The following is a 19977-nucleotide window of genomic DNA, read 5'->3' on the forward strand; positions in this document are numbered from 1 at the left end:
CGCTTATGAATAATTCTAGACTATTTGGACTGTGTTTTTTCGCCGTGACGGTCTGAAGCCTCTATCCACAGCGGATCGATGATCGCGCGGCCCGGCTGAAGGTTTGCGGTGTTCCGGCGGGCGGTGATGTGAGACTCGGTCCAGGATGATGCGCGGCCTCCCTCCGGAGGCGCGACAGGCGGAGGTCCAGTGAGCGAACCGGTCAACAGTCAGGGTTTCGTCCATCTGCGGGTCCGCTCGGCCTATTCGCTGCTGGAAGGCGCGATCAAGGCGGGCAAGCTGGGCAAGCTGGCGGCGGACGCGGGCATGCCGGCCGTGGCCATCGCCGACCGGACCAATCTGTTCGGCGCGCTGGAGTTCAGCCAGTACACCCGTGACGCCGGGGTCCAGCCCATCATCGCCTGCGCCCTGCCGGTGTTCGGCATCGGCGGACACCAGGCCGTGCGCTGGGCCAAGACCCCGACCGTGGTCCTGCTGGTCCAGAACGAGGCCGGGTGGCGCAACCTGTGCGCCCTGTCGTCCTCGGCCTATCTGGACGCGGGCGAAATGGCCGAACCGGGCGTGGCCTGGGATCAGGTCGTGGCGCGGTCCGAGGGGCTGATCCTGCTGTCGGGCGGCCCCGACGGTCCGGTCGATCCCCTGTTCGCCCAGGGCAAGACGAACGAGGGGGCGGCCGCCCTGGCGACGATGAAGTCCGCCTTCGGCGACCGCTTCTATGTCGAGCTGCAGCGTCACGGGCTGGAGGACGAAAAGCGGGCCGAGCCGGGTCTGGTCGAATGGGCCTACGCCCACGAGACGCCCCTGGTCGCGACCAATGACGTCTATTACGCCAAGGCGGCCCAGGCCAAGTCGCACGACGCCCTGTTGTGCATCGCCGACGGCGCCTTCACCGGCCAGGAAGACCGCCGCCGCATCACCGGCGAACACTGGTTCAAGTCGGCCGAGGCGATGCGCGACCTGTTCGCCGACCTGCCCGAGGCCTGCGACAACACCATCGACATCGCCCGGCGCTGCGCCTTTCTGGTCAACACCCATGCGCCCATTCTGCCGCGGTTCGACACCGGGGCAGGGCGGTCCGAGGCCGACGAACTGGCGCACCAGGCGCGCGAGGGGCTGAAGGTGCGCCTTGGCCAGATCACCCCCGCTGTGCCCGAGGCGGAATACTGGAGCCGGCTGGAATGGGAGGTCGGCATCATCCAGCAGATGGGCTTCCCCGGCTATTTCCTGATCGTGTCCGACTTCATCAAATGGGCCAAGGAGCACGGCATCCCGGTGGGGCCGGGGCGGGGCTCGGGGGCCGGCTCTCTGGTCGCCTGGTCCCTGACCATCACCGACCTCGACCCGCTGCGGTTCGGCCTGCTGTTCGAGCGGTTCCTGAACCCCGAACGGGTCTCCATGCCCGACTTCGACATCGACTTCTGCCAGGAGCGGCGCGAAGAGGTGATTGACTATGTCCAGGACCGCTACGGCAAGGACCGTGTGGCCCAGATTATCACCTTCGGCACCCTGCAGGCGCGGGCCGTGCTGCGCGACGTCGGCCGGGTGCTGCAGATGCCGCTGGGCCAGGTGGACCGGCTCTGCAAGATGGTGCCGAACAACCCGGCCAATCCCGTCACCCTGGCCCAGGCCATCGACCTGGAGCCGCGCCTGAAGGAAGCCAGGGACGCCGAACCTGCGGTCCGCACCCTGCTGGAGACGGCGCTGGAGCTGGAGGGGCTGTACCGCAACGCCTCGACCCACGCCGCCGGCATCGTCATCGGCGACCGGCCTCTGGTCGAACTGGTGCCCCTGTACCAGGATCCGCGCTCGACCATTCCGGCCTCCCAGTTCAACATGAAATGGGTCGAGCCGGCGGGTCTGGTGAAGTTCGACTTCCTGGGCCTGAAGACCCTGACCGTGCTGGACCGCGCGCGCGGCTATCTGGAACGGCGCGGCGCGGCGCAGGACTGGAACGGCCTGCCGCTGGACGACGCCCGCACCTATGAGCTGATGGCCTCGGGCCAGACCGTCGGGGTGTTCCAGCTGGAATCCCAGGGCATGCGCGACACCCTGCGCAAGATGCGCTGCGGCTCCATCGAGGAGATCACCGCCCTGATCTCGCTGTATCGGCCGGGGCCGATGGAGATGATCGACACCTATATCGACCGGAAGTTCGGTCGGGCCGAGGTCGATTATCTGCACCCCAGTCTGAAGGAGGTGCTGACTGAGACCTACGGGGTCATCATCTACCAGGAACAGGTGATGAAGATCGCCCAGATCCTGGCGGGCTACAGCCTGGGCGAGGCCGACCTGCTGCGTCGCGCCATGGGCAAGAAGAAGAAGGAGGAGATGGACTTCCAGCGGGCGCGCTTCGTCAAGGGCGCGCTGGAGAAGACCGTCCCCGAGACCCAGTCCGGCTCGATCTTCGACCTGGTGGCCAAGTTCGCCGGTTATGGCTTCAACAAGTCGCACGCCGCCGCCTACGCCCTGATCTCGTTCCAGACCGGCTGGCTGAAGGCCAATCATCCGGTCGAGTTCTTCGCCGCCTCGATGAGTCTGGACCTGTCGAACACCGACAAGCTGGCGGTCTTCTATCAGGACGCCAAACGGTTCGACGTGCCGGTGCTGCCGCCCGATCTGAACCGGTCCTCGGCCGACTTCGACGTGGCCTGGGACGACAGTCGTGGGGTGGTCCTCTACGCCCTGGGCGCCATCCGCAACGTCGGGCTCGAGGCGATGAAACACGTCATCGAGGTGCGCGAGACCGGCGGTCGTTTCGCAGACATCTTCGACTTCCTGGAACGGGTCGATCCGCGCAGCGTCAACAAGCGCGCGCTGGAAGGCCTGGCCAAGGCCGGCGCCTTCGACAGCATCCATCCGAACCGCCGCCAACTGGTCGAACAGGCCGATGTCCTGATGGCCTATTGCCAGAGCGTTGCGGCCGAACGCGCCTCGTCCCAGGTCTCCCTGTTCGGCGGGGATCAGGCCCATGTCGGCCGGCCGCGGCTGAAGAGCGTCGAACCCTGGGTCGGGCCCGAGCGGCTGGACCATGAGCTGTCGGCGGTCGGCTTCTATCTGTCCGGCCACCCGCTGGACGAGATGACCTCGGCCCTGAAACGCAAGCGCGTCACCTTCGTCGCCGAGGCGATTCCCCTGGCGGAATCGGGCCACGAGGCCTTCCAGATGGCCGGGGTGGTGCGCCGCAAGCAGGAACGCGCCAGCGCCCGCACCGGCGAGAAATTCGCCTTCGTCACCTTCTCGGACCCGACCGGCGAGTTCGAATGCCTGTTCCCGCCCGAACAACTGCGCAAATGCCGCGAGGTGCTGGAGCCCGGCGCCTCGGTCATGGTGCGGGTCCGCGCCAAGGCGTCGGAAGGGGAGGTGCGGTTCTTCGGCGACGACGCCAGCCAGATGGACAATCTGCTGGATGACGCCAACATCGGACTGCGCATCCATGTCTCGGCCCGCACCGCCGACGCCGAGGCCCTGAAGGCCCGGCTGGAACGCGCCCGCTCCGGCGCCATCGGCAAGGGCGGCGAAATCTCCCTGGTCGCCTCGCTGGAAGGCCGTCAGGAGGTCGAGGTCAAGCTTCCCGGCCGCTATCGGCTGGACGGCGCCCTGCGCGGCGCCCTGAAGTCGGCACCGGGCGTCCTGATGCTGGAGGAGGCGTGATGACCGCGCTTGTGCTGGCCGCCGCGCTGGCTTCGTCTGTGATCGGACCCCAACCCGCCCCCCAATCTGCCGCCGCTGCTGCGGCCGTCGTCCGGAGCCCCGCCATGTCTCACGCCGCCGGAACCTTCGAGGTCAAGATCACGCCGGTCGCGCCCGAGCCGGACGCGCCTGCCGACGCCCCCGCCGACGTCCACGGCCGAATGAAGCTCGCCAAGACCTTCCACGGCGATCTTGAAGGAACCGGCGTGGGGGAGATGCTGGGGGTCATGGCCGGCCAGTCCGGCGCCTATGTCGCCCTGGAGCGGGTGACGGGCGTGCTGAACGGTCGCCAGGGCGGTTTCTCCATGGTCCATCGCGGCGTCATGAACGCGGGGTCGCAGGAGCTTCTGATCACCATCGTGCCGGGCTCAGGCAGTGGTGATCTGGCGGGAGTAAGCGGGGTCTTCCACCTGACCATCGCCGACGGGGAGCATCGTTATGTCCTGGACTACAGCCTGCCTGAATGACGCTCCGAGGGTGGGTTGCATATGGTCAAGCTATTGTAATTGCGGAACCGCATGAGCCGTGAAGGGTTGGTTCAGTCTACAAGGGAGACTGTTCCAATGAAAAATCTCGTTCTCGCCGGCGTCGCTTCGGTCGCTTTGCTCGGCGCCTGCAATCAGGGCGGCGACACTGCAGCCCAGAACGCCGACGAAGCCGTCAATGCGACCCAGGACGCCGCTTCCGGCGTCGTCGGCCAGACCTCCGCCACCACCATGGGCGCCAACACCGTCGAGGGCTTCGTCACCAGCCTTGCGGTCGGCAACATGTATGAAATCGAGGCCGCAAAGGTCGCCGCCGCCAAATCGACCAACGCCGACGTCAAGGCCCTGGCGGCCATGATCGACAAGGATCACACGGCTGCGGGCGAGAAGATGACCTCGGTCGTCGCGACGGCGGCTCCGAACGTCACGGTTCCCACCACGCTGGACGAACGTCGCCAGGGGCTGATCGACAATCTGAAGGCCGCCACGCCGGCTGATTTCGACAAGGTCTATCTGGAGCAGCAGGTCGCCGCTCATAACGAGACCCTGACCCTGCTGAACGGTTTCGACGACAACACCGACGCCCCGGCCCTGGCCGGTCTGGCCCGGGAGCTGATCCCGACCATCACGGCCCACCGCGATCGCGCCCAGGCCCTGATGGATGCGATGAACTAAGGGCGACGAATTTCGCCCACGAAAGGCGGTCCCGAAAGGGGCCGCCTTCTGTGTTTTGTCAGGCGGCGCTTGCTATTCGGGCCTATCCCGCCTACATGGCCCCCGCATTTCGCAACGCGGGCGAGGCGCGTTTCGGGGAGACATCCCGATCCGCTCCATTCCGAGGGTCTTGTGACCTTTAATCCCCCGCGCCACGTTTGATCGGAAAAAGGACTGAACGATCATGGCTCTGCCTGAATTCTCGATGCGCACCCTGCTTGAAGCGGGCGCCCACTTCGGCCACCAGACGCACCGGTGGAACCCGAAGATGGACCGCTACATCTTCGGCTCGCGCTCGAACATCCACATCATCGACCTGTCGCAGACGATGCCGCTGTTCCACCAGGCTCTGGTGGCCGTGCGCGACGTCGCCGCCAAGGGCGGCCGCGTCCTGTTCGTCGGCACCAAGCGCCAGGCCTCCGAGCCGGTCGCCGAAGCCGCCAAGCGCTGCGCCCAGTACTACATGAACAACCGTTGGCTGGGCGGCACCCTGACCAACTGGCGCACCGTCTCGGGCTCGATCGCCCGTCTGCGTGAACTGGAAGGCATCCTCGAGAACGGCGGCGAAGGCCGCGTCAAGAAGGAACTGCTGAACCTGCAGCGCGAGAAGGACAAGCTGGAGCTGTCGCTGGGCGGCATCAAGGACATGGGTTCGATCCCGGACATCATGTTCGTGATCGACACCAACAAGGAAGCGATCGCGATCCAGGAAGCCCGCAAGCTGAACATCCCGATCATCGCCATCCTGGACACCAACTCGGACCCGGACGGCATCACCTATCCGGTCCCCGGCAACGACGACGCCGCCCGCGCCATCCAGACCTACTGCGACCTGATCGCCGACGCGGTCCTGGACGGTCTGGCCGCCGGCGCCTCGGCCTCGGGCGTGGACCTGGGTGCTGCGATCAATCCGGAAGAGCCCATGCTGCGTGAAGCCTCGACCCCGGTCGAAGCCGACGCCGCTCCGGCCGGCACGGAAGACGTCGCCGCTGAACTGGTCGCCGCCGCTGAACCGGCTGTCGCCGATGAAGCTGCTCAGGCCGCCACTTCGGAAGCGAACGACGCCGTCGAAACCGAGAAGGCCACGGGCTGATCGCCCGACGGCCCTCCTTTTGACGCTAAGCTTGCCGCGCGGCGGCTCGCTACTTGAGCGTCAATCCGAAGGCCGTGCGTTGAACTGACACACGGCCGGGCTAAATCAGCCCGGCCGTTCCCACATACGAATCCCCCAAGGAGAAGAACATGGCCGAGATCACTGCCGCCCTCGTGAAGGAACTCCGCGAGCGTTCGGGCGTCGGCATGATGGACTGCAAGAAGGCGCTGGTCGAAAACGACGGCAACATCGAAGCAGCAATCGACTGGCTCCGCGCCAAGGGCCTGTCCAAGGCCGCCAAGAAGGCCGACCGCGTCGCCGCCGAGGGCCTGGTCGCCGTGGCGTCCAAGGAAGACGGCAAGGGCGAAGTCGCCGCCGCCATCGAGTTCAACGCGGAAACCGACTTCGTCGCCCGTAACGAACTGTTCCAGAACGCCGCCAAGTCGTTCGCCCAGCTGGGCCTGGAGCATCACACCGTCGAGGCCCTGCACGGCGCCGAACTGGAAGCCGGCAAGACGGTCCAGGACGAAGTGACCAACATGATCGCCACCATCGGCGAGAACATGCAGCTGCGCCGCGCCGCCCGCCTGTCGGTGTCGGAAGGCGTCGTCTCGACCTATGTCCACAACGCGGTTTCGCCCGGCGTGGGCCGTATCGGCGTGCTGGTCGCCCTGGAAGGCGAGGGCGACAAGACCGCCCTGCGCGAACTGGGCCGCAAGATCGCCATGCACGTCGCCGCCACGGCGCCGCTGTCGCTGAACACGGACGACCTGGACCCCGCCGCCATCGAGAAGGAACGCACCGTCCTGACCGAAAAGGCCAAGGAAGAAGGCCGTCCCGAAGCCATGATCGCCAAGATCGTGGAAGGCCAGATCAACAAGTTCCAGAAGGACGTGGTGCTGTCCAAGCAGCCCTTCGTCATGGACCCGGACGTGACCATCGAACAACTGGTCGCCAACTCGGCCAAGGAACTGGGCTCCTCCAACCTGCACCTGGCCGGCTTCGTCCGTCTGGCGCTGGGTGAAGGCGTCGAGAAGGTCGAAGGCCCCGACTTCGCGTCGGAAGTCGCCTCGATGATGGGCGGCAACTAAGCAGTCTTCCCCTCATTCGTGAGGGTTTTGTATCAGAAGGGCGCGTTCGGCTTTGATGGCCGGCGCGCCCTTCGTCTATAAGAAGTCGCCTGATTCAAAAGGCGCCGCATTCAAACGGACCCCCGCCGCATGCCCGACGCCCCCGCCAATTTTCGCTACAAGCGCGTCCTGCTCAAGGTTTCCGGCGAAGTCCTGATGGGCGATCAGGCCTTCGGCGTCGACATGAAGACCGTGGACACCGTGGCCAAGGCCGTGGCCCAGGTCGCGGCCGAGGGCGTGGAAATCTGTCTGGTGATCGGCGGCGGCAACATCTTCCGTGGCCTGTCCAAGGCGGCGGCGGGCATGGAGCGCGCCCAGGCCGACTATATGGGCATGCTGGCCACCATCATGAACGCCCTGGCCATGCAGTCGGCGCTGGAGAAGATCGGCGTCTCGACCCGCGTGCAGAGCGCCATTCCTATGGCCGCCATCGCCGAACCCTACATCCGCCGCCGCGCCCTGCGTCATCTCGAGAAGGGCCGCGTGGTCATCTTCGCCGCCGGCGTCGGCGCGCCCTTCTTCACGACGGATTCGGGCGCCGCCCTTCGCGCGGCCGAAATGGGCTGCGACGCCCTGCTGAAGGGCACCAGCGTTGACGGCGTCTATACTGCGGACCCCAAGAAGGATCCGACCGCGACCCGCTACGAGACCCTGACCTATCAGGAAGTTCTGGCCCAGGATCTGCGGGTGATGGACGCTTCCGCCATCGCCATGATGCGCGACACGGGTATTCCGATCGTGGTCTTCTCGATCCGCGAAGACGACTCCCTGCGCCGCGCCCTGACCGGCGAGGGCACCTGCACCATCATCCAGGACCGCGCCTGATCGTTCGACGATCCGTTCAAGACAAGAGAGACCAAGACCATGGCCAAGCCCGAAGTGAAAACCTATCGCGACCGCATGGAGAAGGCGGTCGTGGCGCTGAAGGAAGAGTTCAGCGGCCTGCGCACCGGACGGGCCAACGCCGGCTTGCTGGAGCCCGTGCGGGTCGAGGCCTATGGATCGGCCTCGCCGCTGTCGGCCGTCGCCGCCATCAGCGTGCCCGAGCCGCGGATGATCTCCGTCAACGTCTGGGACAAGGGCATGGTGGTCGCGGTCGAAAAGGCCATTCGCAACGCCAACCTGGGCCTGAACCCCATCGTTGACGGACAGACCCTGCGCATCCCCGTGCCGCCGCTGACCGAGGAGCGCCGCAAGGACCTGGTCAAGCTGGCCGGCAAGTACACCGAGCAACAGAAGATCGCCGTGCGCAACGTGCGCCGCGACGCCAACGACGATCTGAAGAAGGCCGAGAAGGCGGGCGAGATCAGCCAGGACGAACAGAAGAAGCTGGAGGCGGACATCCAGAAGGAGACGGACGCCGCCATCAAGCGCATCGACGAGGCCTTGAAGACCAAGGAACAAGAGATCATGCAGGTCTGAGGCGGAACGGCTTGGGCCTGAAGGGACGGAACGACAGATGACGGCAGACCGCGCCGCGCCTTCGAGCTCGCGTTCCGATGGACCACGCCATGTCGCCATCATCATGGACGGCAACGGCCGCTGGGCGAGCGCCCGGGGCCTGCCGCGCACCATGGGACATCGCGAGGGGGTCCAGGCGCTGAAGCGCACGATCCAGGCCGCGCCCGATTTCGGCATCCAATGCCTGACCGTCTTCGGCTTCTCGACCGAGAACTGGAGCCGTCCGGCCGAGGAGGTCTCGGACCTGATGGGGCTGGTGCGGACCTATGTGGCCAGTGATCTGGCGCGGCTGGAGAAGGCGGGCGTGCGCCTGCGCATTCTCGGCCGCCGCGACGGACTGCCGTCCGACATCGCCGCCATCATCGAAAAGGCCGAGCGCCAGACCGCCCACAACGACCGGTTCATGCTTCAGGTCGCCTTCAACTATGGCGGCCGGGCCGATCTGGTCGACGCCGCGCGTCGCCACATGCAAAGGCTGCTGGCGGGCGAGACGGTCGAGCCGATCGATGAAGACACCCTGGCCGCCGGCCTGGCCACGGCGGGATCGCCGCCGCTGGATCTGATCGTCCGCACCTCGGGCGAGCAGCGCCTGTCGAACTTCCTGCTGTGGGAAGCCGCCTACGCCGAACTGGTGTTTCAGGACATCCTGTGGCCCGACTATGGGCCGAAGGCGCTGGGGGAGGCGGTCGCCGCCTTCGCTCAACGCGAACGCCGCTACGGCGGGCGAGAGGACGCGCCTGCGCGCGTGTCGGCCTGATGGCGGTCAAGGGGCGGGATATCGCCTTGAGGGCGGCCTCGGCCGCCGTCCTGGCGCCGGCGGCGGTGGCCGCCACCTGGTTCGGGGGCGTCTGGTTCCTGGCGCTGATGCTGGCCGCCTGCGTCGTCCTGGCCTTCGAATGGGGCGCCATGAGCGCGCCCAAGGCTCCGCGTCCCGTCGGTTTCGCGGTGGCCCTGGCCGTCGTGGCCGCCGTCGTCAGCGCCTATTTCGGCGTCATGTCCGTGGCCTTCGTCATCCTGGTGTTCGGCGCCGCCGCTGCGGGGCTCTATGCCCGAAGCCGAGGCCAGCAGGCCGTGGATGCGGCCTATGGCGTGCTTTATCTGGGTTGGCCCTCGGTGCTGCTGATCTGGCTGCGCGACGGGGACGGCGCGGTCGGTCTGCACTGGACGGCGCTTGTCTTCGCTGTGACCTGGTCGGCGGACATCCTGGCCTATCTGGCGGGTTCGACCCTGGGCGGGCCGAAGCTGTGGCCGCGTTATTCGCCCAACAAGACCTGGTCCGGCTTCGTCGGCGGCATTCTGGCGGGCGCGGTCGCCGGTGCGGCGCTGACGGCCTGGTTCGACATGGGCCGCCTGACCATCTTCTGGGGCGCGATCCTGGGCCTGGCGGCCGCGCTGGCCACCATGGGCGGCGATCTGTGGGAGTCGGGGCTGAAGCGCCGGTTCGGCGTCAAGGACGCGGGCAACACCATCCCCGGCCACGGCGGCCTGCTGGACCGGGTGGACGGGTTGATGTTCGCGGTCGTGGTGGTGGCGGCGGGACGTCTGCTGGTGGTTCTGCTGGAAAAGGGCGCGTCTTGATCCGTCGCCGCGTCACGGTTCTGGGCTCTACCGGCTCGGTCGGCTCGTCGACCCTGGACCTGATGGAACAGGCCGAGGCCACCGGCACGGGGGCCTTCGAGGTCGAGGCCCTGACGGGCGGCGCCAATATCGCCAAACTGGCCGAACAGGCGCGGCGCTGGAAGCCGAAACTGGCGGTGACGGCCGACCCGAAGAGGCTGACCGATCTGCGCGACGCCCTGGCGGGAACCGGCGTGGCGGCGGCGGCGGGCGAGGACGCCATTGTGGAGGCGGCGACGCGGCCGGCCGACTGGATCATGGCGTCCATCGTCGGGGCCGCAGGGTTGAAGTCGGCCTGGGCGGCGGCCGAAACGGGCGCCATCCTGGCCTTGGCCAACAAGGAAAGCCTGGTCTGCTGCGGCCCGGCCCTGATCGAGCGCGTTCGACGGGCCGGGGGGCGGCTGATCCCGGTCGATTCCGAACATTCCGCCATCTTCCAGGTGTTTCCGGCCGATGCGCCCGAGCAGGTGTCGAAACTGGTGCTCACCGCCTCGGGCGGGCCGTTCCGCCAGACCCCGCGCGCCCAGATGACCGGGATCACGCCCGAACAGGCCGTCGCCCATCCGAACTGGAGCATGGGGGCCAAGATTTCGGTCGACAGCGCCACCATGGCCAACAAGGGCCTGGAGATGATCGAGGCGGCCTATCTGTTCGCCATGCCTGCGGATCGGATCGACGTCGTGGTCCACCCCGAATCGATCATCCACAGCCTTGTGGAATATGTGGATGGTTCGACTCTGGCCCAGATGGGGCCGCCGGACATGCGCACGCCGATCGCCTGCGCCCTGGCCTGGCCCCATCGCATCGCCTGGCCCGCGCCGAAGCTGGACCTGGCGGCTCTGGGTCGATTGACGTTCGAAGCGCCCGATCTGGCGCGGTTCCCGGCCCTGGATCTGGCGCGTCAGGCCTTGCAGGCAGGGGGGGCGGCGCCCGCCGTGTTCAACGCCGCCAACGAGGTCGCGGCCTTTGCATTTCTTGACCGCAAGCTGGCCTTTCTCAATATTGCCGCAGTCGTCGCCGAAACCCTTGATCGTGCGACGAAGGCGGGGATGGTTTTCGGCTCTGGAGACGCCTGTGGCGCGGCCCTTTCGGTCGACGCCCAGACCCGTCTGATGGCCGGAACCATAATCGCCGGACTGGCGAACGCGGCCTGATCGGCCAGGGGAGACGATTTTACAATGCTGGGCGCTCTGGGTCAGATCCTGATCTACATCGTGCCGTTCCTGCTGGTGCTGACCTTCATCGTCACCATTCATGAGCTGGGTCACTTCCTCGTCGCCCGCGCCTTCGGCGTGAAGGTGGACCGTTTCGCCATCGGTTTCGGCAAGGCGATCTTCAGCCGCACCGACCGGCACGGCATCGAATGGCGGCTCGGCTGGATGCCGCTGGGCGGGTATGTCAAATTCTCGGGCGATCTGGACGCTTCCAGCGTGCCGGATCAGGCGGGCCTGGCCGAACTGCGCCAGCGGGTGATCGCCGAGGGCGGGCCGGGGGCTGAGCGCGACTATTTCCACTTCAAGCCCGTTTGGCAGCGCGCCCTGATCGTCGTGGCCGGGCCCGCCGCCAACTTCCTGCTGGCCATCACCATTTTCGCGATCGTCTTCATGAGCGTGGGCACGCAACTACGGCCCGCCCGCGTGGCCCAGGTCCAGGCCGGTTCGCCCGCCGCCGCCGCCGGCTTCCAGGTCGGCGACCTGATCACCGGGGTGAACGGCAAGGCGATCAAGGACGGCGGAGAGGTGACGCGCACCGTCATGCTGTCGACCGGCGATCCCGTCCGATTCACCGTCGAACGTGCGCAGCAGGTGGTGGAGCTGACCGCCGTTCCCGAGCGTCGCGAAGAGAACGATCCCATCGCCGGGCGGGTCAAGGTCGGCCGGATCGGCCTGGGGCTCGCGCCTGCGCCGGGCGATCTGCGTCATGTTCGCTATGGGCCTGTGGACGCCGTGGTCGAAGGCGTGCGCCAGACCCGCGACGTCGTCGGTTCGACCCTGACCTACCTGGGGCGTCTGGCGACGGGTCGGGAGTCGGGCGACCAGTTCAGCGGTCCGTTGGGCATCGCCAAGGCGACCGGTTCGCTGACGACGGCGGCGGTGGAGGCCAATCCGGCGCCCGAGGCCATCGCAATCAACCTTCTGCTCACCCTGACAACCTTCGCCGCCATACTTTCGATCGGAATCGGCTTTCTAAATCTCTTGCCCATCCCTGTGCTGGACGGCGGACATCTGCTTTTCTACGGCTATGAAGCCATAGTGCGGCGGCCCGTTGCGGCGCGGTATCAGGAGATGGGCTATCGCGCAGGTCTTGCGCTTCTGGCGGGATTTATGTTGTTCGCGACGTGGAACGACCTACAGAAGCTCAACATCTTCCAATTCCTCGGCGGGCTCGTCTCGTGAGCCGACGCCAGCCCCCGATGGTTTCCAGAATGAACGACATGACATCACGCGCCGCCGTCCGACTGGGCGCCCGATCCAGCCTCCTCGCGCTGGCTGTCGCCGCAGGCTTCGCCGCCCCGGCCCTGGCCCAGACCGCAGGGGCTCCTGCGGCGCCCGCGCCCGCCGGCGAACAGCCGCCGCGCGTCGAGATCGCCGCGCCCCAGTCGCTGACGGTCAATCGCATCCTGGTTCAGGGCGCGCAGCGGATCGACCAGACCACGGTCCTGTCCTATCTGCCGATCCGCCCCGGCGACACGGTCGACGCCGCCGTTCTGGATGTCGCGGTTCGCACCCTGTCACGCACCGGCCTGTTCGCCGACGTGCAGCTGGGCGTGCAGAACGGCGACCTTATCGTCCAGATCGTCGAGAACCCGATCATCAACCAGGTGGTGTTCGAGGGGAACAGCGCCCTGTCGCAGGACAAGCTGACCAAGGAAGTCACGCTTCAGCCGCGCGGCATCTACACCCGCGCCAAGGTGCAGGAAGATGTCGGCGCCATCGTCGAACTGTATCGCCTGCAGGGCCGCATCTCGGCGACCGTGACGCCGAAACTGGTTCAGCTGGAACAGAACCGCGTCGATGTGATCTTCGAGATCAACGAAGGCCCCCAGACCGGCATCAGCGCCATCAACATCCTGGGCAACCACGCGTTTTCCGACAACGACGTGCGCGGCGTCATGGTGACCGAGCGGTCGCAGTGGTGGAAGTTCTTCTCCAGCAACGACAACTATGATCCGAACCGCCTGGATTACGACCAGGAGCAGCTGCGGAAATTCTATACGAACCGCGGCTACTACGACTTCCGCATCGTCTCGTCGGTGGCCGAGCTGCAGCCTGACGATCAGGCGTTCCAGCTGACCCTGACCCTGAACGAGGGCGACAAGTACAACTTCGGCAAGGTCGACGTCATCACCCAGAATGACCGCCTCAACGCCGAATTCCTCAAGGCGCTTGTGCCGATCCGCGAAGGCCAGCTCTACGAGAGCGACAAGATCGAACAGGCGGTCGACGCCCTGACCTTCGCCGCCGGTTCGGCCGGCTACGCCTTCGTCGAGATCAATCCGACCTATCGCGCCAACCCCGACACCGACACGGTGGATGTGACCTTCAATGTGTCCGAGGGCCAGCGCGTCTATATCGACCGCATCAATGTGGTCGGAAACACCCGCACCATCGACCCGGTCATCCGCCGCGAACTGATGCTGACCGAAGGCGACGCCTTCAACCGCGCCCTGATGGAGCGCTCGCGCAACAATCTGCGCGCGCTCGGCTTCTTCAAGGACGTGACGATCGAGGAAACGCGCGGCAGCGCGCCCGACCGTTCGGTCATCAACGTCAACGTCCAGGAACAGCCGACGGGGGAACTGTCCGTCGGCGCAGGCTTCAGCTCGGTCGACTCCTTCACGGTCAACCTGGGCATTTCCGAGCGGAATTTCCGCGGGCGCGGCCAGAACGTCGTCGCGCGTCTTGAATGGGGCTCGCTGCGTCAGCAGGTCGATTTCCGCTTCACCGAACCCAAGTTCCTGGGGCGCGACCTTCGGGCGGGCTGGGATCTGTTCCACTCGCGATATGACCTGAGCAAATATTCGTCCTACGACTACCGTTCGACCGGGGGCGGCCTGCGCCTGTCCTATCCGTTGAACGGCAATATGCTGCTCAGCACCCGCTACTTCCTGAAATCGGACGAGATCATCGTCCCGACCGGCTACTGCAACGCGACCGGCAGCGGCTCTTCGGCCCTGTGCGACCAGGTCGGCAGCTATATCAACTCTTCCGTCGGCTATACGCTTCAGATGAACTACACCAACGACCCGGTTCGCCCGACGCGCGGCTGGTCGGGCTCGCTGCGTCAGGACCTGGCCGGTCTCGGCGGCGACGTGAACTATGTGAAGACCGAAGCCGACGCAGCCTGGTACTATGGCTTCTCGCCGCGCTGGGTCGTCAGCGTCCAGGGCTCGACCGGCTATGTCAGCGGCTGGAACGGCGATCCGATCCGGATCAACGACCGCTTCTTCAAGGGCGGCAACAGCTTCCGCGGCTTCGAGACCGCCGGGATGGGGCCGCGCGACCTGCGGACGACCGACGCCCTGGGCGGCAACTTCTACGCCATCGGCACCGTCGAACTGACCCTGCCGAACTATCTGCCCGAGCAGTACGGCATCAAGACTTCGCTGTTCGCCGACGTCGGCACCCTGGGCGTGCTGGATGATCGCTACAAGTTGACAACGACCGGCACGGTCAACACCAATATCGCCGATGAGTTGTCTCTGCGGGCGTCGGCCGGCGTCAGCATCCACTGGAAATCGCCGATGGGCCCCATCCGGTTCGACATCTCCAAGGTCCTGTCCAAGGAAGACTACGACAAGACGGAATCCTTCCGCTTCTCGACCTCCACCCAGTTCTAAGCCCGCGACGCAAAAGCGCACGCACGAGGAAGTCCCATGAAAGCTCTGATCATCGCCGCCACGGCCGCCGCCACCCTGGTCGCCACCGCCGCCTCGGCCCAACAGGCCGCTGCGCCCGCCAACCCCGGTCCGGTCATCCCGGGCGTCTGCGTCTATTACAACGCCCGTCTGCTGGCGCAGTCGGCCGCCGGCCAGGCCGTCGAGGCGCGCATGCAGCAACTGGCGCAGGAAGTTCAGGGCGAACTCCAGCCCTACGCCACCGCGCTTCAGACCGAAGCCCAGCAGCTTCAGACCTCGGGCGCCAGCCTGCCGGCCGACCAGTTGCAACAGCGCCGTCAGGCCCTGCAGCAGCGCGCCCAGGAAGCGCAACAGCTGGAAGGCACGCGCGAAAACGAACTGCGCTACACCCTGGCCATGCAACGCCAGGCCATCACCGAGGCCGTGTCGCCGATCCTGACCGCCCTGTACCAGGAGAAGGGCTGCGGCCTGCTGCTGGACCGCGAGAGCGTCTTCATGATGAACCCGGCCATGGATCTGACCGATACGGCGATCCAGCGCCTGAACACGGCCCTGCCGACCCTGTCGTTCAACCGTATGGCCGTCCCGGCCCAGCAGCCGCAACAGCCGGCCGCCGCCAACTAAGTTCGACATGCCCGACACCCGCTTCTTTCAAACCCTGTCTCCTCTGACCGTCGCCGAACTGGCGGCCCAGATCGGGGGCGAGGTCGAGAGGGGCGGGGACCGGACCATCGCCTCGGTCGCGCCCCTGTCCTCTGCGGACGGGGGCGCGATCGCGTTTCTGGGCGACCGCAAATTCGTCGCGGCGCTGGCGGGGACCCGAGCGGGTTGCGTGATCGTGCCGGCCGAAGCCGTGGCGTCGGCGCCTGCGGAAGCCGCCGTCATCATCTCACGCACGCCCCAGGCGTCCTGGGCCATGGCCTCGGCCTTGCTGCACCGTCCGGTGACGCTGGACCGGGCTATCCAGGCCTCCGAGGCGGCCGAGGACGACAGCGTCGTCATCGAGCCGGGCGTCGTGCTGGGCGAGGGCGTCCGCATCGGACGCGGCACGCGCATCTGCGCCAACACCGTCATCGGTCCGGGCGTTCAGATCGGCCGCGACTGCGTCATCGGTTCGAACGTCACCGTCGGCTTCGCCCTGATCGGCGACCGGGTGAAACTGTACGCCGGCGCGCGGATCGGCGAGGCGGGCTTCGGCGCCACCGGCACGGCCGCCGGCGCCATGGATATTCCCCAGCTGGGCCGCGTCATCCTGCAGGACGGGGTGACGGTCGGCGCCAACTCCTGCATCGACCGCGGGGCCTATGACGACACGGTCATCGGCGAAAACACCAAGATCGATAATCTGGTCATGGTCGGCCACAACTGCGTCATCGGCCGCAACAATCTGATGGCCGCCAACACCGGGATTTCCGGCTCCGTGACCAGCGGCGACAACGTCATCTTCGGCGGCAAGGCGGGGATCGGCGATCACATCACCATCGGCGAAGGCGCGCGGGTCGCGGCCGGCGCCGGGGTGCTGGCGAACATTCCGGCGGGCGAGACCTGGTCCGGTTATCCGGCCCGTCCGATCCGACAGTTCTTGCGCGAAACCATCTGGCTCGCCAAACAGGCCTCTTCAAAGAAGGCCCCGAAGGAATCATAGGGATGAGCGCAGACGGCAAGATCGATTACGCCGAGGTGATGCGGCGGCTGCCGCACCGTTATCCCTTCCTGCTGGTGGACAAGGCTGAGGCCTTCGTGCCCCGGACCTCCATCGTGGGCATCAAGAACGTCAGCCATAACGAGCCCTTCTTCCAGGGGCATTTCCCGATCGATCCGGTCATGCCCGGCGTGCTGATCGTCGAGGCCATGGCCCAGACGGGCGCCCTGCTGATGTCCAAGACCCTGGACGTGGCCGTGGCCGACAAGGTCATCATGTTCATGTCCATCGACGGCGTGCGCTTCCGCAAACCGGCGCGGCCGGGCGACCAGCTGCGCATGGAGGTCAAGGTGATCAAGGCGCGCGGCGACGCCTACAAGTTCCGCGGCGAGACCTTCATCGACGGCAAACTGGCCGCCGAGGCCGAATTCATGGCCATGGTCGTGACCGTGCCCACTCCAGCGACAGAGCCCGCCGCCTGATGACCATTCACCCCACCGCCCTGATCGACGCCACGGCGAGCCTGGCCGACGGGGTCGAGGTCGGGCCCTGGTGCACCGTCGGGCCGAACGTGGTCCTGGGCGAGGGCGTGCGTCTGGTCAGCCATGTGGTGGTTCAGCAGGATACGACCGTCGGGGCGGGAACGACGATCCATCCGTTCGCCGTCATCGGCGGCGACCCGCAGCACAACGGCTACAAGGGCGAGCCGGTGCGGCTGGAGATCGGGGAGAACAACCTGATCCGCGAGCATTGCACCTTCAACCGGGGCACGCCGCAGGGGACGGGCGTGACCGTCGTCGGCTCCAACAACCTGTTCATGACCGGCGCCCACGTGGGCCATGACTGCGTGGTCGGAAGCAATCTGGTCATGGCCAATAACGCCACCCTGGGCGGCCATGCTCATATCGGCGACAAGGTCTTCCTGGGGGGGCTGTGCGCCGTCCACCAGAACGGCCGTGTGGGGCAGGGGGCGATCATCGGCGGTCTGGCCGCCGTGACCCGCGACGTCATCCCCTATGGCTCGGCCTGGGGCAATCATGCGCGGCTGCGCGGGCTGAACCTGATCGGACTGAAGCGCAAAGGCTACGGCAAGGACCAGGTGCGGCGGCTGTTGGCCGCCTATCGCGACCTGTTCGAGGGCCAGGGCGAGTTCGCCGGCCGGATCGACGGCGTGGCCCAGGCCTATGCCGACCTGCCCGAGATCATGGAGATCATCGCCTTCATCCGCGACGGCGGGCGGCGTCCGCTGTGTCTGCCGAACGCGGAATGAGCGCGCCCGGCAAGCTGGGCCTGATCGCCGGCGGCGGCGACCTGCCGGCGGCCGTCGCGGCGCGGTGCGACGCCGAGGGGCGGCCAGTCTTCATCATCCGTCTGGCCGGGTTCGCCGCCCCCCATCTGACCCGCTGGCCGGGCGCCGAGTTCGGCATGGCCCAGATCGGGGCCATACTGAAGGCGCTGAAGGCCGAGGCCTGCACGACCGTCTGTCTGGCGGGAATCGTCAACCGGCCGGATTTCAAGAGCTTGAAGCCGGACTTCAAGGGCGCGACCCTGCTGCCGGGGATCGTCGCTGCGGCGACGCAAGGCGACGACGCCCTGTTGCGCAAGATCCTGTCGGTGTTCGAGGCCGAAGGGTTTGCGGTGGAAGGCGCCGATGACGTCCTGGGCGGCGAAACCCTGGCGTCGGGGGCCTTGGGCGCGGTTTCGCCGACGCCCGACCAGATCGCCGATCTGAAGAAGGCGCTGCATGTCGCCGAAAAGTCGGGCGAACTGGACATCGGTCAGGGCGCGGTCGTCTGCGACGGTCTGGTGCTGGCGGTCGAGGCCCAGGAGGGCACAGACGCCATGTTGCACCGGGTGGCGGGCCTGCCGGCCGATCTCCGCGGTTCGGCGTCAGCCCCCAAGGGGGCGCTGGGCAAGGCGCCCAAACCGATCCAGGACCTGCGTGTGGACATGCCGGTGATCGGGCCGCGCACGGTCGAGCTGGCGGCGGCGGCGGGCCTGGCGGGCATCGCCGGCGTGACCGGGCGGCTGATCCTGATCGACCGTCCGGCTATAGTGGCGGCTGCGGACCGGCTGGGTCTGTTCGTCTGGGGGGAAGACCGATGAGCCGTCCATTGAAGATCATGCTGGTGGCGGCCGAGGCCTCGGGCGATGCGCTCGGCGCCGGTCTGGCCCAGGCGCTCCGGAAGCGGCTTGGCGACACGGTGAGTTTCGTCGGCGTCGGCGGGCCCCGCATGGCGGCGGAGGGCGTCGTCAGTCCGTTCGATATCGCCGAGCTGTCGATCCTGGGCTGGATCGAGGGCCTGCGCGCCTATGGCATGGTCCGGCGCCGGGTTCGGGAGACGGCGGCCCTGGCCGCGCGCGAACAGCCGGACGCGGTGGTGCTGATCGACAGCTGGGGCTTCACCATCCGGGTGGCCGAGGCGATCCGCGCCGCCCGGCCGGACGTGCCGCTGATCAAATATGTCGGCCCCCAGGTCTGGGCGTCGCGCCCCAGTCGGGCCAAGACCCTGGCGGGCGCCGTGGATCACCTGCTGGCGCTGTACAGCTTCGATGCGCCCTGGTTCGAGCGTGCGGGCCTGCCCACGACGGTCGTCGGCTCTTCGGCCCTGCATGTGGATATGGACAGCGCGGACGGCGCCGCCTTCCGCGCACGGCGGGGAATCGCCGCCGATGCAAAACTGCTGCTGATCCTGCCGGGCAGTCGGCCCGCCGAGATCGCGCGCATGACGCCCGTCTATGAGGCGACGATCCGCAGGTTGAAGGCCGCCGATCCTGGCCTGGCTGTGGCCGTGGTGGCTGCGGGCACCGTGGCCAAGGATGTCACCAGCCGCGTCGCCGCCTGGCCGTTTCGGGTCCATCTGGTCGATGAGGCCGAGAAATATGACGCCATGCGGGCCGCGACGGCCGCCCTGGCCACAAGCGGAACGGTCTCGACGGAACTGGCGCTGGCCGGAACGCCGATGGTCATCGCCTATCGGATCGGCGCGCTCAGCTATGAGCTGATGAAGCGGGTGGTGACGGCGAAACACATCACCCTGTTCAATATCGCCGCCGACGCGCGCATCGCGCCCGAGTTCATCCAGAACGAAGCGTCGCCGGATATCCTGGCGCCTGCGGTCCAACGGCTTCTGGCCGACCATGAGGCGGCGGCCGATCAGGCGCGGCGTCAGACCGCGGCGCTGGATCTGATGGGCCGCGGCGGCCCGGATCCGTCGGCCCTGGCCGCTGACGCGGTCCTGCAGGTCATTGAAGCCAAGCGGGGCGGCTGATCTCGGGGCGGCCGC

18 protein-coding genes are annotated in these 19977 nt (G+C 67.1%); all 18 read left to right on the plus strand.

Translation table 11 applies throughout. The annotated features are described in order from the left end of the window. Positions 1-189 precede the first annotated feature (189 nt). The 18 genes from dnaE (at position 190) to lpxB (ending at position 19962) form a co-directional block, all read left to right on the plus strand. Positions 190-3651, plus strand: a complete 3462-nt coding sequence (gene dnaE / locus GYM46_RS14800; protein WP_008262079.1) for a DNA polymerase III subunit alpha — start codon at positions 190-192, stop codon at positions 3649-3651. Positions 3652-3755: 104 nt separating this feature from the next. Further along, entirely contained in the window at positions 3756-4157 is a 402-nt protein-coding gene (locus tag GYM46_RS14805) for a DUF3224 domain-containing protein (RefSeq protein WP_008264245.1), read from the plus strand. Between the two features lie 96 nt (positions 4158-4253). Continuing rightward, positions 4254-4850, plus strand: a complete 597-nt coding sequence (locus GYM46_RS14810) for a DUF4142 domain-containing protein (protein WP_008263364.1) — start codon at positions 4254-4256, stop codon at positions 4848-4850. 223 nt (positions 4851-5073) lie between these two features. Next, positions 5074-5982 carry a 30S ribosomal protein S2 gene (gene rpsB, locus GYM46_RS14815; protein ID WP_008264289.1) on the plus strand — a complete coding sequence of 303 codons (909 nt, stop codon included), beginning with the start codon at positions 5074-5076 and terminating at the stop codon, positions 5980-5982. Positions 5983-6131: 149 nt separating this feature from the next. After that, positions 6132-7073, plus strand: a complete 942-nt coding sequence (gene tsf / locus GYM46_RS14820; protein WP_008260965.1) for a translation elongation factor Ts — start codon at positions 6132-6134, stop codon at positions 7071-7073. A 129-nt stretch (positions 7074-7202) separates the two neighbouring features. Beyond that, on the plus strand, positions 7203-7937 hold the full coding sequence (gene pyrH / locus GYM46_RS14825) for a UMP kinase (RefSeq protein WP_008263497.1): 735 nt from the start codon (positions 7203-7205) through the stop codon (positions 7935-7937). A 39-nt stretch (positions 7938-7976) separates the two neighbouring features. After that, entirely contained in the window at positions 7977-8534 is a 558-nt protein-coding gene (gene frr, locus GYM46_RS14830; protein ID WP_008263615.1) for a ribosome recycling factor, read from the plus strand. A 37-nt stretch (positions 8535-8571) separates the two neighbouring features. Then, the gene (uppS, locus tag GYM46_RS14835; protein ID WP_008262574.1) at positions 8572-9330 is read left to right on the plus strand and encodes a polyprenyl diphosphate synthase; all 759 of its coding nucleotides are present in this window, start codon (positions 8572-8574) and stop codon (positions 9328-9330) included. Continuing rightward, a complete protein-coding gene (locus tag GYM46_RS14840) occupies positions 9330-10151 on the plus strand; it encodes a phosphatidate cytidylyltransferase (RefSeq protein WP_008260129.1) in 822 nt (273 codons plus the stop codon). Before uppS ends, GYM46_RS14840 begins: the two co-directional genes overlap by 1 nt. Further along, on the plus strand, positions 10148-11344 hold the full coding sequence (gene dxr / locus GYM46_RS14845) for a 1-deoxy-D-xylulose-5-phosphate reductoisomerase (protein ID WP_008262610.1): 1197 nt from the start codon (positions 10148-10150) through the stop codon (positions 11342-11344). The genes GYM46_RS14840 and dxr overlap by 4 nt, the downstream gene beginning before the upstream one ends. Before the next feature lie 24 nt (positions 11345-11368). Continuing rightward, positions 11369-12586 carry a M50 family metallopeptidase gene (locus tag GYM46_RS14850; protein ID WP_008264213.1) on the plus strand — a complete coding sequence of 406 codons (1218 nt, stop codon included), beginning with the start codon at positions 11369-11371 and terminating at the stop codon, positions 12584-12586. A 38-nt stretch (positions 12587-12624) separates the two neighbouring features. After that, a complete protein-coding gene (gene bamA, locus GYM46_RS14855; RefSeq protein ID WP_197019730.1) occupies positions 12625-15030 on the plus strand; it encodes an outer membrane protein assembly factor BamA in 2406 nt (801 codons plus the stop codon). 36 nt (positions 15031-15066) lie between these two features. Beyond that, the gene (locus GYM46_RS14860) at positions 15067-15672 is read left to right on the plus strand and encodes an OmpH family outer membrane protein (protein ID WP_008263651.1); all 606 of its coding nucleotides are present in this window, start codon (positions 15067-15069) and stop codon (positions 15670-15672) included. 7 nt (positions 15673-15679) lie between these two features. Then, positions 15680-16693, plus strand: a complete 1014-nt coding sequence (gene lpxD, locus GYM46_RS14865) for a UDP-3-O-(3-hydroxymyristoyl)glucosamine N-acyltransferase (RefSeq protein ID WP_008259881.1) — start codon at positions 15680-15682, stop codon at positions 16691-16693. 2 nt (positions 16694-16695) lie between these two features. Beyond that, positions 16696-17172, plus strand: coding sequence for a 3-hydroxyacyl-ACP dehydratase FabZ (gene fabZ / locus GYM46_RS14870; RefSeq protein WP_008261247.1), 477 nt, complete (start codon positions 16696-16698; stop codon positions 17170-17172). Continuing rightward, positions 17172-17960 carry an acyl-ACP--UDP-N-acetylglucosamine O-acyltransferase gene (lpxA, locus tag GYM46_RS14875; protein WP_008259983.1) on the plus strand — a complete coding sequence of 263 codons (789 nt, stop codon included), beginning with the start codon at positions 17172-17174 and terminating at the stop codon, positions 17958-17960. The genes fabZ and lpxA overlap by 1 nt, the downstream gene beginning before the upstream one ends. Next, positions 17957-18796, plus strand: a complete 840-nt coding sequence (lpxI, locus tag GYM46_RS14880) for a UDP-2,3-diacylglucosamine diphosphatase (protein WP_008264294.1) — start codon at positions 17957-17959, stop codon at positions 18794-18796. The genes lpxA and lpxI overlap by 4 nt, the downstream gene beginning before the upstream one ends. Further along, the gene (gene lpxB, locus GYM46_RS14885; protein WP_008259241.1) at positions 18793-19962 is read left to right on the plus strand and encodes a lipid-A-disaccharide synthase; all 1170 of its coding nucleotides are present in this window, start codon (positions 18793-18795) and stop codon (positions 19960-19962) included. Before lpxI ends, lpxB begins: the two co-directional genes overlap by 4 nt. The last annotated feature ends 15 nt before the right edge of the window (positions 19963-19977 follow it).

Source organism: Brevundimonas mediterranea, from assembly GCF_011064825.1.
Taxonomy (GTDB): Bacteria; Pseudomonadota; Alphaproteobacteria; order Caulobacterales; family Caulobacteraceae; genus Brevundimonas; species Brevundimonas mediterranea_A.

Coding starts and splice junctions, on each gene's coding strand:
- fabZ (WP_008261247.1), top strand. CDS start 16,696: ATGAGCGCAGACGGCAAGATCGATTACGCCGAGGTGATGCGGCGGCTG.
- frr (WP_008263615.1), top strand. CDS start 7,977: ATGGCCAAGCCCGAAGTGAAAACCTATCGCGACCGCATGGAGAAGGCG.
- uppS (WP_008262574.1), top strand. CDS start 8,572: ATGACGGCAGACCGCGCCGCGCCTTCGAGCTCGCGTTCCGATGGACCA.
- lpxI (WP_008264294.1), top strand. CDS start 17,957: ATGAGCGCGCCCGGCAAGCTGGGCCTGATCGCCGGCGGCGGCGACCTG.
- rpsB (WP_008264289.1), top strand. CDS start 5,074: ATGGCTCTGCCTGAATTCTCGATGCGCACCCTGCTTGAAGCGGGCGCC.
- GYM46_RS14805 (WP_008264245.1), top strand. CDS start 3,756: ATGTCTCACGCCGCCGGAACCTTCGAGGTCAAGATCACGCCGGTCGCG.
- lpxB (WP_008259241.1), top strand. CDS start 18,793: ATGAGCCGTCCATTGAAGATCATGCTGGTGGCGGCCGAGGCCTCGGGC.
- tsf (WP_008260965.1), top strand. CDS start 6,132: ATGGCCGAGATCACTGCCGCCCTCGTGAAGGAACTCCGCGAGCGTTCG.
- GYM46_RS14850 (WP_008264213.1), top strand. CDS start 11,369: ATGCTGGGCGCTCTGGGTCAGATCCTGATCTACATCGTGCCGTTCCTG.
- GYM46_RS14860 (WP_008263651.1), top strand. CDS start 15,067: ATGAAAGCTCTGATCATCGCCGCCACGGCCGCCGCCACCCTGGTCGCC.
- bamA (WP_197019730.1), top strand. CDS start 12,625: ATGACATCACGCGCCGCCGTCCGACTGGGCGCCCGATCCAGCCTCCTC.
- GYM46_RS14840 (WP_008260129.1), top strand. CDS start 9,330: ATGGCGGTCAAGGGGCGGGATATCGCCTTGAGGGCGGCCTCGGCCGCC.
- GYM46_RS14810 (WP_008263364.1), top strand. CDS start 4,254: ATGAAAAATCTCGTTCTCGCCGGCGTCGCTTCGGTCGCTTTGCTCGGC.
- lpxD (WP_008259881.1), top strand. CDS start 15,680: ATGCCCGACACCCGCTTCTTTCAAACCCTGTCTCCTCTGACCGTCGCC.
- pyrH (WP_008263497.1), top strand. CDS start 7,203: ATGCCCGACGCCCCCGCCAATTTTCGCTACAAGCGCGTCCTGCTCAAG.
- lpxA (WP_008259983.1), top strand. CDS start 17,172: ATGACCATTCACCCCACCGCCCTGATCGACGCCACGGCGAGCCTGGCC.